The sequence below is a fragment of the Streptomyces sp. NPDC041108 genome (assembly GCF_055592645.1).
Map to the genome: position 1 here is coordinate 47,702 of NZ_JBVIYK010000012.1, position 11,523 is coordinate 59,224.

The window sequence follows — 11,523 nt, forward strand, 5'->3', positions numbered from 1 at the left end:
TCGTCCGGTACGGCCTAGCCGACGACCCGGCCCACCTCGATCCGGTCGATGTTCGGCGCCCAGGCGCCGGCGTTGCCGATGGTCACCTTGTTGGCGCCCTTCCTCAGGTCGACCGGGACGCCGACGGTCCAGTAGTCGTCCCAGCCCCAGGTGTTCTTGAAGGTGACCGTGCGCGGCCCGGCCGTCCCGACCGTGATGTCCGCCGTACGGGACATGATGTCGGTGTTGTAGGCGTGGCCGTTGTCGCGGCGGTCGTTGTGCGCGTAGTGGACGACCAGGATGTGGCGGCCCGCGGTCGGAGCGTTCACCGTGAACTCGGCGGTGCTGTCGGCGCTGTTGCCGAGCCGTCCGATGTAGGAGCCGGACGGGGCGTGCGCGGAGTCGACGAGCCCGGCTCCGCCGGTGAGCGTGGCCGCGGCGCCCTCGTAGGAGAGGGTGCCGGTGGTCGATCCGGCGCCGGTGACGTCGAGGGAGCGCAGGCCGGTGTGCCTGGCGGTCGCGGTGATCCGGTTGTTGCCCGCCACCAGGTACAGCCGCAGCGGCCGGTCGGGCACGGCGGCCACCGACTGCCCGTGCAGGGCGAGCGTCACCGGCGCCGACGCCCGGGGGACGACCCGGTAGTAGCCGTCGCGGGGTGCGTACACGTCGAAGACGGCCCTGTCCCCGGAGCGCAGCACCAGCTCGCCGGTGCCGACGCCCTTCGAGGAGGAGTAGTCGTACGACGGCCTGCCGCTGATGTCGGCGAGGGTGGCCTCGTAGGAGGCGGCGGGCTCGCCGGTGCGGGCGGTGAGGTCGATCCGGTCGAGGGTGACCTCGGCATCCCCCTTGGCGAGGGTCAGCCGGTGTGTTCCGGCCGTGAGCCGGACGGTGAGGTCCTTCTTGGCGCGGTAGGTCCAGTTCTCGGTGGACGGGTAGGTGACGGTGACCGGGTGGCCGTCGTCGACCGTCAGCTTCTGGGTGGCCGGGGTCCCGGACTGGTTGCCGTACAGGATCGCCAGGTCGTAGGTGCCGTCCTTCGGGACCGAGACCGTGAAGTCGACCTTGCTGCCGGGCTGGTTGAGGGAGCCGACGTCCTTGGTGCCGGAGGCGGCGTAGCCGTTGGCGTTGCTCACCGTGCCCTGGGTGTAGACCTTGCCGTCGGTGATCGCCGCGTCCTCGGCCTCGTAGGAGGCGGTCCAGGGGACGGACGGGGTGGTGGGGGTGCCGTGGCCGCCCGGGGTGAGGACGATGCGGTAGGCCGACATGCGGTGCAGGCCGCGCAGCGGGACGGTCACCGTGCCGTCGTCCGCGATGCGTGTCCTGGTCCGGGACAGGACGCGCGGGGCGGCGTGCTGACCCTCGTAGCCGGACCAGGCGGCCTCCGCGACGGTCGCGGTGACCGTGCGCCCGAAGAGGGAGCGGGGGATCTTCCGGACCACGACGTCGGTGTCGCCGTCGGAGCCGCCGAGCAGTACCTGGGCCTGGCGGCGCGAGGTGTCGAGGGAGGCGAGGCCCTGGAGGGTGTCGACGGTGTCGGCCTGCGGCGGGGTGACCTCGACGGTGTCTCCGGTCAGGCCCGCGTACCAGCGGAAGAACCACCAGCCGCCGTTGGGGATGTTGGAGCGGACGACGTTGCCGTCCATGTTGCCGGCCGCGTCCCAGTAGGCCTGGTTGGCGTACACCTTGTTCCGCTCGAACATCGAGACCCACTGGACGAGCTGACCGGGGACGGAGAGATCGCGGCGGTTGGCGTACTCGTCGATGTTGATCTTCAGCGGGGCTATGCCCGCCGCCCGCTCCAGGGCGCGGTAGTCGTCGTGGTGGGCCTGGAAGTCCCTGAGGGAGCCGGAGCCCAGCTCGTGCCAGGTCATCACCTGGGGCAGGACGTTCTCGCGCTTGGCGAAGGCGAGGAAGTCCCGCAGCAGACGGGTGTGGTAGGCGGCCTCGTTGGGGCCGGCGATCCGCGCGTCGGGGTCGATGGCGCGGATGCGCCGGTAGACCGTCTTCCAGTCGCGGAAGAAGCGGTCGCGGTTGATCTCGTACTGGGCCTGGTCGGCGACGTCGAGCTCGTACCAGATCTGGTCCGGCTCGTTGAACGGGATGTAGACGAAGCGGTCGCCGTTCGGGTCGGCCGAGACCTCCTTGACGATCTTGTCGACCTTGGGGAGGTAGTCGTCGATGCCGAGGTCCTCGTAGGGCCACTTGGCATAGATGTCCTGCATCATCACGTTGATCTCGCCGCCGCCGTTGCGGAAGAACGACCTGGAGACGGTGAGGGCGTCGCCGTTGGGGTGCTGGGCGCCGCCCTCCGGCTTCTGCGAGATGCTGGTGATCTTCAGGGGGGCGAGGGCCGCGTCGCTGGGCACCCCGTCGTCGCTCAGCCCGTAGAGCGCGCCGTTGGCGCCGAGCATCACCGGGCCCTCGGAGGCGGAGAGGTCGACGGAGAGGCGCCGCGGGGCGGCTGCCGTGGCCGTTCCGGTGGCGGGGAGGGGGCTGCCTGCCATGGCGGTGACTCCTAGCACTGCTGTGACCAGGGCGGTTCTGGGGCGGGATCGCATGGGGGTGCTCGTACCGGTGGGGGGGGCTCACGCTGCTGGACCTCCGGTCATGTGACGGCTCCACTGGTGATTCCGGACACGATCTTTCGCCGGCCGCCGAGGACGACGGCGACCATCGGCAGGCTCGTCACCACGACGTCGGCGGCGACGAGATGCCAGGTGTTGGGGCGGGGCGCTGAGCGCTCGCGACCTCGGGGAAGCCCAGCGGGGGGAGGCCGGTTCTGTCCGGGGCGGCGCTCGCCTCGGCCTGGAACCGGAACAGAGGTGCGCGTCCGGGTGGGCGAGGCCTTCAGCGGCTGTCCGGCGGTGGGCCCGCGCTCTCCCGCACCACCAGTTCGGGCACGGAGACGCGGTGCGGGGCGATCTGCGCGGACTGCTCCACGACCCCGTGCAGCAGGGCGAACGCGGCCCGCCCGAGGCCGGTGAAGTCCAGGCGTACGGTCGTCAGCGACGGGGTCAGATAGGCGGAGTGCGGGGCGTCGTCGAACCCGGCGACGCTCACCTCCCCGGGCACGGACCGCCCGGCCTCGTGCAGCGCGCGCAGCACGCCGAGCGCGAGGTCGTCGTTGCCGCAGAGGACCGCGGTGACCGACGGGTCCCCCGCCAGCCTGAGCCCGGCCGCGTGACCGCCCGCCGGGCCCCAGTTCCCTTGCAGCGGACGGGGTACCGGCGCCCCGGCGTCCTTGAGCGCCTGCCGCCAGCCGGTGGTCCGGGCCGCGCCGCCGCGCCGGGTGCTGGACGGGATGGCGACGTAGTGCACGGTCTCGTGGCCGAGGGAGAGCAGATGACGGGTGGCCTCGTAGGCGGCCTCGCGGTCGTCGGTCCACACCCAGGGGCGGTCGCCGCCGGGCGGGGTCGCGGGGGTCTCGACGACGCCGACGACCGGCAGCGCGGCGGGGACCGCGCCGAGGGCCGCCACACCGGGCGGATCGTAGGCGATCACGATGAGGCCGCCGCCGGCGTCCGCCGCCCGCCGCACCTCGGCGGCGACCGCGGCCTCGTCCGCCGACTCCAGGACAGCGATCCCGACCGTGTAGGACGCCGCCCGCGCCGCCTCCTCGATGCCCTGGAGGATCGAGGCGTAGCCGTAGTGCGTGGTGTTGGCGGTCAGCACGGTCACGGCCCGGGTGCGCCCGCTGGCCAGCGCGTGCGCGGTGGCGTTCCGCCGGAAGCCCAGTTCGTCGATGGCCGCCTGCACCCGCTCCCGCGTGGTGTGCTTGACGCTGGGGTGGTTGTTGATCACCCGGGAGACGGTCTGGTACGAGACCCCGGCAGCTGTCGCGACGTCCCGGATACTCGCCGGGCGCCTTGTCTGACCGGCCACATTCATGCCTGAATTGTGACCGGTCACACTGGAGTCGTCAAGAGAAAGGCAGAGTCCGCGCCGGCCGCCGGCGGAACGCCGCGGCTGCTCCGGCTCGGCCCGTTCGGCGACACCGCCGAACCCGGTGCCGCGCTTCACCGGTACGGCGTTCGGTACGCGGCGCCGGGGTGCGCGGCGCCGCCGGTGACGGTCCACGCACCCCGGGGTGCCGCTGATCCGGCTGACGCCGGAGGGCCGGGCCGGGGCCCAGGACGGCCCGGGCCGGTGCCGCGCGAGGGTGCGGCACCGGCCCGGGCTCGTCCGCGGATCAGTGGCGGCGGTGCGTCAACTGCTGCTGACCGTCAGGTTGTTGGCGGTGAAGTTCAGACCGCCGGAGGACGAGGTGACCTCGAAACCGAACTGCACGTCGCCGATGGTCTCGTTGCCCATCCAGCCCTTGGTGTCCTTGATCCACTTGAGGACGGGGAGGATCTGGACCGTGCCGGAGGTCGAGTCCGAGGTGCGCAGGAAGGAGATGACGTCCCAGTACGTGCCGTCGGACCGGTAGGCCCGGCCCTTGTAGACGTTCCAGTTGTGGCCGCCGACCGACACGCTCTGCTGGAAGCTGCCGAGGGCGCCGACGGCCCCGTTGTAGTTGACCCAGAGCATGATCTCGTAGTCGTGGTCCGTGTCCCAGACGTCGTACGAGGTGTTGTACGCGCCCGAGGACGGGACGGTGACGTTGTAGCTGCTGTTGAGCGAACCGAGCGAGGTGATCGACTTGTTGATCACCTTCTTGGAGTTGGGGTACGACTTGATGCCGCCGGTGTTGGGGTGGTTGGCCCAGACCCCCCAGTTGGTACCGGAGTTGGCCCAGACGCACTGGCTGCCGGCGCCGGAACCCCAGATGTTGTTGTAGAGGGTGTAGCCGTTGAGGCTCGTGTTGCCCCACTGGTCGCAGGTGTTCCAGACGGCGGCCGAGGCGGGGGCGGAGGCGAGGCCGACGGTGGCGCCGAGGGCGAGGGCGGGGGCCAGCAGGCCCTTGCCGATCCGGCCCAGGGTGCGCGAGCGGGTGCGGGTGCGTGTTGCCATGGGTGTCGTTCCTTCCATGGGTGGGGGGGATGGGGTGGGGAGCCACCGCGCCCCCGGGGTGAGGACGCGGTCTTCTCCGGCGACGAGGTCGATCGCCACGCATGTTCCGGCGCCGGAGGAAGTCCGGGTTACCTCAGCACCGCCACGCCGTACCGGCCGAGGGACAGCGTGCCGGTGACGACCGCCCCCGTGAGCAGGTCGCGGGGGGTGCCCGGCACCTCGACGGTGACCGCGTCGCGGCCGTGGTTCAGCACGAAGAGCACATCGCCGCGCCGGACCGCCTCGACCCCGTCGGGCAGCCCGTCCAGCACGGGCCGCACCCCGGCGTCGGCCGCGGCGCGCGCCAACAGGTCCCGCAGCGCGGCCGGTTCGGGCAGCGTGGAGACGTACCAGGCCCGTCCCCTGCGCAACACCGCCGGGTGGCCGTCGAGTTCACCGCCCTTGTAGGCGAAGGTCTCGTCCGCGTCCGCCGCCTCGATCTCCTCGGACCACAGCGTCCCCCGGAACACCCCCCGGGGGCCCTCGCACCCGACCTCCTCCCCGGCGTCCAGCGGCCACCACTCGTGCAGGGTGCGGATGCCGAAGAGGTCGCGGAGCCGCGCGTCCATGCCGCCGGGGCGTACGCGGTCGTCCTCGTCGGCGATGCCGGTCAGGAAGCCGCTGACGAGGGTGCCGCCGCCCCGTACGTACGTGAGGAGGTTCTCGACGGCCGTGTCGGTGAGCAGGTAGAGCTGCGGCACGACGACCAGCCGGTAGGCGGAGAGGTCGTGCTCGGGGTGGGCGAAGGCGGTCGTGAGGTTCGACTCCCACAGGGCGCGGTGCCAGGACCGGACGACCTGGGCGAGGTCGACCTCGGACGACAGCCGGCCGTCGTGGGCACCGGCCCACCAGGAGTGCCAGTCGAACAGGATCGCCACCTCGGCGTGGAGGGGCCGGCCCGCCACCGCCGCTCCCACGGCCGCCAGTTCGGCCCCGATCCGCTTGACCTCCTGGAACGTGCGCCCCTGTTCGCCCGCGTGGCTCACCATGCCGGAGTGGAACTTCTCGGCGCCCTGCCTGGACTGCCGCCACTGGAAGTAGCAGACGGCGTCCGCGCCCCGGGCGACGGCCTGAAGGGACCACAGCCGGTTGAGGCCACGTGGCTTGGGGTGGTTGACACCGCGCCAGTTGACCGGGCCGGCCGCCTGCTCCATGAGCATCCACGGGCCGCCGCCCGCCTGGGAGCGCGTCATGTCCTGGACCAGCGCCCCGTCCTGCGCGCCGAGCGGGTCCCTCGGGTCCGGGTAGATGTCGACCGAGACGACGTCCTCCTCCTCGGCCCAGCGCCACGCGTCCTGGCCCGCCCACATCGGCATGAAATTGGTGGTGACCGGGATGTGCGGGGTGTGCCGGCGGACGATGTCGCGCTCGATGGCGTAGCACTCCAGGAGCATGTCGCTCGTGAAGCGCTTGAAGTCGAGCAGGTGCGTGGGGTTGCGCAGGTAGTGGGCGCGGCGCGGGGGGATGATCTCGTGCCAGCCGTCGTAGCCCTGGCTCCAGAAGGCCGTGCCCCAGGCCCGGTTGAGCGCGTCGAGGGTGCCGTACCTGCGCCGGAGCCAGGCACGGAAGGCGGCCGCCGCCTCGTCGCCCCAGTCGTAGGTGCAGTACTCGTTGTTGATGTGCCACAGGGTGAGGGCCGGGTGGCCGCCGTAGCGGGCGGCGAGGTCCTCGGTGATCGCGGCGGCGTAGCGGCGGTAGGTGGCGGAGGAGTGGGAGAAGTGCTGGCGGGAGCCCCACCACTCGACCTGCCCGTTCTCGTCGCGCGGGAGGGTCTCGGGGTGGAGGCGGCCCATCCACGGCGGCGGGGAGGAGGTGGGGGTGGCCAGGACGACGCCGATGCCGTTCGCGTGCATCAGGTCCATCAGCGTGTCCAGCCAGCCGAACTCCCGTGCTCCCGGCCGGGGTTCGAGCTTCGCCCAGGAGAAGACGCCGAGGGTGACGGTGGTGACGCCGGCCTCCCGCATGAGGCGGACGTCCTCGTGCCACACCTCCTCGGGCCACTGCTCGGGGTTGTAGTCGCCGCCGAACAGGACCCGTCCGCGTGTGACGTCGGCCAGGGACGGCCGTGTCGCCCCGGACATCAGACCGGGTCCCCGTACTGGATGCCGCGCCCGTTCGTGGCCAGGTACACACGGCCGTACACACGCGGATCGCCGGTGACGACCTCGCCGGTCCAGCCCCACTGGTGGGCGTCGTCGTTGATGCGGGTCCAGGTCTTCGCGCCGTCGTCGGAGCGGTGGACGGCGGTGCCGGCATCCGTGGTGCCGACCAGGTAGATCGCCGGGTACCGGACGCCCTTGGCGGCCTTGCCGAAGCCGAGGGTGTACGCGGCCCGGCAGCTGTCGACCTTCGCGAAGGTCACCCCGCCGTCGGTGGAGCGGTGCAGCCCGTACCCCTTCACGCTCAGCCACAGGTCGCCGGAGCGTCCGGGGGCCGCGACCAGCTCGAACTGGCTGTCCCCCTGCGGCAGTCCGGTCGCGCGCGCCACGAACGAACGGCCGCTGTCGGTGCTGGCGTACAGCGTTCCCGCATCGGTGTCGTAGGCGTAGAAGAGGGCCGGGTCGGCCGGGTCGGCGACCGGCGTGGCGCCCTTGGGGAAGGAGGGGACCTCGCTCCAGGTGGCGCCGTTGTCGGCGGAGCGGTGGGCGGCGTACTTCGTGCCGTCCCAGTGCACGAAGGACCACAGCAGCGCGGTGCCGTCGGTGTTGGTGGTGATCGGCCCCGGTGCGTCCTTGGCGATGGCGGGCTGGGCCGCGAAGGGGGCCCAGGTCCGCCCGCCGTCGCGGGAGTAGGCACCGTTGCCGTGGTCGCCCCAGCCGGTGCGGACCACGTACGACGGCTTCGCCGCGGCCTGCGCGAGTCCCGTCGCCGACCCGAACACCGGGTTGGACGCCATGCCGCGCGAGGGGGACGCCGTGAGCCGCTCGTGGTACATCGTGCCGATGTCCCCGCTGCCGCTGATCAGGTGCGCCTCGCCGGTCGGCGGCGAGATCAGCTGGCGTACGGACGTCTCCTCCAGGCCACGGATCTGCGGCGCCCAGCGCTTCAGGTCGCGGGTGCCGTAGAGGGTCGCGCCGGTGCCGTACACGAGGTGCTCGGAGTCGTACGGGTCGAGGGCGAGCGCCTGGATCCACCAGCCGAACTTCGGTTTGTCGGCGCCCCACTTGAGATAGGGGGTCTCGGACACGTCGAGGACGGCGGAGTCCTTCAGGGACGTCCAGGTGCGGCCGCCGTCGGTGGACCGGAACACGGTGTCGATCTCGGCCCAGCGGTTGTTGGTCGACACGACCACCGTGCCGGGGCGCCGGGCGTCGACGGCGACCCCGCCGTAGGCGAAGGAGTCGGTGCCGCCGTCGCTCGTGGTGCCGCCCGGCTCCACCGGGGTCACGTCGGTCCATGTGCCGGTGGTGGTGCGGAGCTTGTGCACACTGCCGTCGGACTGGCCGTTGGGGCCGGGCGCGTCGGCGTACGTCACGTACAGCTCGCGGGAGTGCCGGTCGTAGGCGGCGCGGATCGGGACCTTGGCGGAGGTGCCGGCGGGGCGGCCGGGGACGGCTTCCCAGGTGGTGCCGTCGCCGGTCCGGTAGAGGTTGGCGGTGCCGTCGCCGTCGCCCCAGCCGGCGTAGACGGTGCGTCCGGCGGCGACGAGCAGGGTGACGCCCTGGCCGGAGGCGCTGGGGGTCGCCGGGAAGCCGGTCGCCGGCGCCCAGGTGGCGCCCCGGTCGGTCGACCTGAGCAGACCGTCGTGCCGGGTGCCCAGCCACAGGGTGTCGCTGTCGCGGGGGTCGACGAGCAGGCGCTCGCCCGTGCCCCGGCCGTCCTCGTTGGCCCCGAGTCGGACGGTGAGGTCGGTACGGGCCCAGGTGGCGCCGCGGTCCTCGGAGCGCAGGACGGCGCCGTTGCCGGCCCAGGACTGGGTGTAGGTGCCGAGGGCGAGGTAGAGGCGGTCCGGATGGGCGGGGTCGACGGCGATGGCCTCCACGCCGAGGAGGTTCCAGTCGTCCCAGCCGAGGTGGTCGGTCAGGGGGGTCCAGCGGGCCTTGTGGTCGTCCCAGCGGTAGGCGCCGCCGATGTCGGTGCGGGCGTAGGCGAGGCCGCGCATCGCCGGGTGGAAGAGGACGCCGGTGACGAAGCCGGTGCCGCCGATGACGGCGGTGCGCCAGCGGTAGCGTCCGGCGGTCGGGCCGGTCCGGGCCCCGGTGGCGTGGGCCGGGGTGCCCAGGGCGGGGAGGGCGGGGAGGGCTGCTGCGGCTGCCGTCCCGGCGAGTACGGTGCGGCGGCTCGGCTGTGGGGTGCGCATGGCATACCTCGTTTTGCGGGGAGGGGTGGTGAGTGGGCGCCTGAGGGCTTGGGGGTTCGGTGTGTCGTCGGGTGCGGGTGAGCGGGGCCGGTCGCGCGGTTCCCGGCGCCCATGAGAAGCAGGGGCTGCGCCCCGTGCTCTTTGAGAGGCGAAGGGCCGTAGGCCCTTGAGAGGGCGCGGGGAACTGCGCGACCCGCCCCCACACCACCCTCAGCCGCCGACGGACCCGCGCCCCCGAGCCCTCGGGCGCCCCGGTCAGCCCTTGACCGCGCCCGTGAGCATCCCCTTCTTGAAGTGCTTCTGGACGAAGGGGGACAGGACGGCGACGGGGAGCAGGGCCATGACCATGACCGCCATCTGGATGGCCAGCCCCGACAGCTGGCCGGTCCTGATGGCCTGGCTCAGTCCGACCGGGGCTTCCTGCTTCTGCACGAGCTGGATCATGACGTTCTGCAGCGGCATCATGTCCTGTTCGTTCAGGTAGATCGACGCGTTGAACCAGGCGCTCCAGTACCCGACGGCGTAGAACAGCGTGATCACGGCGAGGACCGCCCGGGACAGCGGCATGACGATCTGCCAGAGGATCCGGAAGTCACCGGCGCCGTCGATGCGCGCGCTGTCGATGAGTTCCTGCGAGATCCCCATGAAGAAGCCGCGCAGCACCAGGATGTTGAAGATGCTCACCGCACTCGGCAGGATCAGCGCGAGGTAGCTGTCCATCAGACCGAGGGACTGCACCAGCAGATAGGTGGGGATGAGCCCCGCGCTGAAGAACATGGTCGCCAGCAGCGTCATCAGGATCCAGCGGTGGCCGAAGGATCCGGTGCGCGACAGGCCGTAGGCGCACAGGACGGACACCGCCATGGAGAACAGCGTGCCGACCAGGGTGATGAGGACGCTGATGACCGCGGCACGGGTGACCTGGCCGCCGCTGAGCAGTTCCGTGTAGGCGATGAAGGTGATGCCCTTGGGCACGATCACCAGGCCGCCCGCCTCGTCGATGGTCTTCCGCGGCGACAGACTGGTGACGATCACGATCCACAGCGGGAAGAGGACCGCCAGACAGGCGAACGACAGGGCGATCCCCTTGCCCGCCAGGCCGGCCTTCGAGGGGGGCTCCTCCCAGGACGGCCGGGGCGGGGCCTGCCACCAGCGGGGCGTCCTCTCCCGCCGGTCCGGCCCGGTGTCCTGACGCGGCTGAGCCATCACGGATGTCATTTCTTGTACACCCCCGCTTCGCCCATGAGATGGGCCACCTTGTTCGCGGCGAGGACCAGGCCGATGCTGACCACGCCCTTGACGAGACCGGCGGCGGCCGCGTATCCGAAGTCCTGGTTGCGCACGCCGTTCCACCACACGAAGGTGTCGAGGACCTCCCCCGCGCCCGGTCCGACGCCGTCGCGTTGCAGCAGGATCTGTTCGAACCCGACGGTCAGGGCGTCGCCGACGCGCAGCACGAGAAGAAGAGCGATCACCGGACGCAGGGCGGGCAGCGTGACGTGCCACATACGGCGCCATCGTCCGGCGCCGTCCATCGCGGCGGCCTCGTAGTGGTCCGAGGGCACCGAGGCCAGTGCGGCGAGGAAGACGATGATCCCCCACCCGGCGTCCTTCCACACGCTCTGCGCGGTGATCAGGAACGGGAAGGTGTCCGGGTTGGTCATGATGTCGAGGCCGTCGTACCCGTTCTGACGCAACAACTGGGACAGCATGCCCGCGCCGCCGAACATCTGCTGGAAGACGGCGATGACGAGCACCCAGGAGAAGAAGTGCGGCAGGTAGAGCACGGCCTGTGCGACGGCCCGCACCCGGGGCCGGACCACGCTGTTGATGAGCAGCGCGAGCAGGATCGGGATCGGGAAGAACAGCACGAGCTGGACGATGAACAGCACCAGGGTGTTCTGGACGGCGTTCCAGAAGGCCGAGTCCTCGAAGATCCGCTGGAAGTTCTCCAGGCCCGTGAAGGGACTGTTCAGCATGGACACGATGCCGTTGTCGCTGATGTAGGGGTCGTAGTCCTGGAAGGCGACGATGTTGCCGAGGACCGGCAGGTAGTTGAAGACCAGGACCAGCACGACGGCCGGCAGCGTCATCAGGAGCAGGACGCGGTCGCGTCGGAACCTGAGCCGCCGGCTCAGCTGCTCCGGGGGGCGTTTCCCGGGCGAGCCGGAGGGGCCGCCGGACGCCACCCGGGTCTTCTCCGGCGTGCTGGCCTCGGCTCTGCTGCGAGGCACCGTGCTGTGGGACACAGC

At 71.6% G+C, this 11,523-nt stretch carries 7 protein-coding genes; all 7 read right to left on the reverse strand.

The window, feature by feature from the left end; genetic code table 11:
• Positions 1 to 14: 14 nt before the first annotated feature.
• The 7 genes from ACZ6BB_RS29335 to ACZ6BB_RS29365 all read right to left on the reverse strand — a co-directional run bounded on the left by ACZ6BB_RS29335 (position 15) and on the right by ACZ6BB_RS29365 (position 11,520).
• A complete protein-coding gene (locus ACZ6BB_RS29335; protein ID WP_471618150.1) occupies positions 15 to 2,483 on the reverse strand; it encodes a carbohydrate-binding protein in 2,469 nt (822 codons plus the stop codon).
• A 343-nt stretch (positions 2,484 to 2,826) separates the two neighbouring features.
• Complete coding sequence (locus ACZ6BB_RS29340) at positions 2,827 to 3,867, reverse strand: LacI family DNA-binding transcriptional regulator (RefSeq protein ID WP_471618151.1); 1,041 nt, start codon at positions 3,865 to 3,867, stop codon at positions 2,827 to 2,829.
• Between the two features lie 318 nt (positions 3,868 to 4,185).
• The gene (locus tag ACZ6BB_RS29345; protein WP_471618152.1) at positions 4,186 to 4,932 is read right to left on the reverse strand and encodes a glycoside hydrolase family 12 protein; all 747 of its coding nucleotides are present in this window, start codon (positions 4,930 to 4,932) and stop codon (positions 4,186 to 4,188) included.
• 128 nt (positions 4,933 to 5,060) lie between these two features.
• Positions 5,061 to 7,052 (reverse strand): beta-galactosidase, encoded by a 1,992-nt coding sequence (locus tag ACZ6BB_RS29350; RefSeq protein ID WP_471618153.1) that lies wholly within the window; start codon positions 7,050 to 7,052, stop codon positions 5,061 to 5,063.
• Complete coding sequence (locus ACZ6BB_RS29355; RefSeq protein ID WP_471618154.1) at positions 7,052 to 9,271, reverse strand: 1,4-beta-glucanase; 2,220 nt, start codon at positions 9,269 to 9,271, stop codon at positions 7,052 to 7,054. Before ACZ6BB_RS29355 ends, ACZ6BB_RS29350 begins: the two co-directional genes overlap by 1 nt.
• Positions 9,272 to 9,526: 255 nt before the next feature.
• Positions 9,527 to 10,489 (reverse strand): carbohydrate ABC transporter permease, encoded by a 963-nt coding sequence (locus ACZ6BB_RS29360; RefSeq protein WP_471618155.1) that lies wholly within the window; start codon positions 10,487 to 10,489, stop codon positions 9,527 to 9,529.
• Positions 10,486 to 11,520: an ABC transporter permease gene (locus tag ACZ6BB_RS29365; RefSeq protein WP_471618156.1), complete on the reverse strand. Its 1,035-nt coding sequence runs from the start codon at positions 11,518 to 11,520 to the stop codon at positions 10,486 to 10,488. The genes ACZ6BB_RS29360 and ACZ6BB_RS29365 overlap by 4 nt, the downstream gene beginning before the upstream one ends.
• Between the last annotated feature and the right edge of the window lie 3 nt (positions 11,521 to 11,523).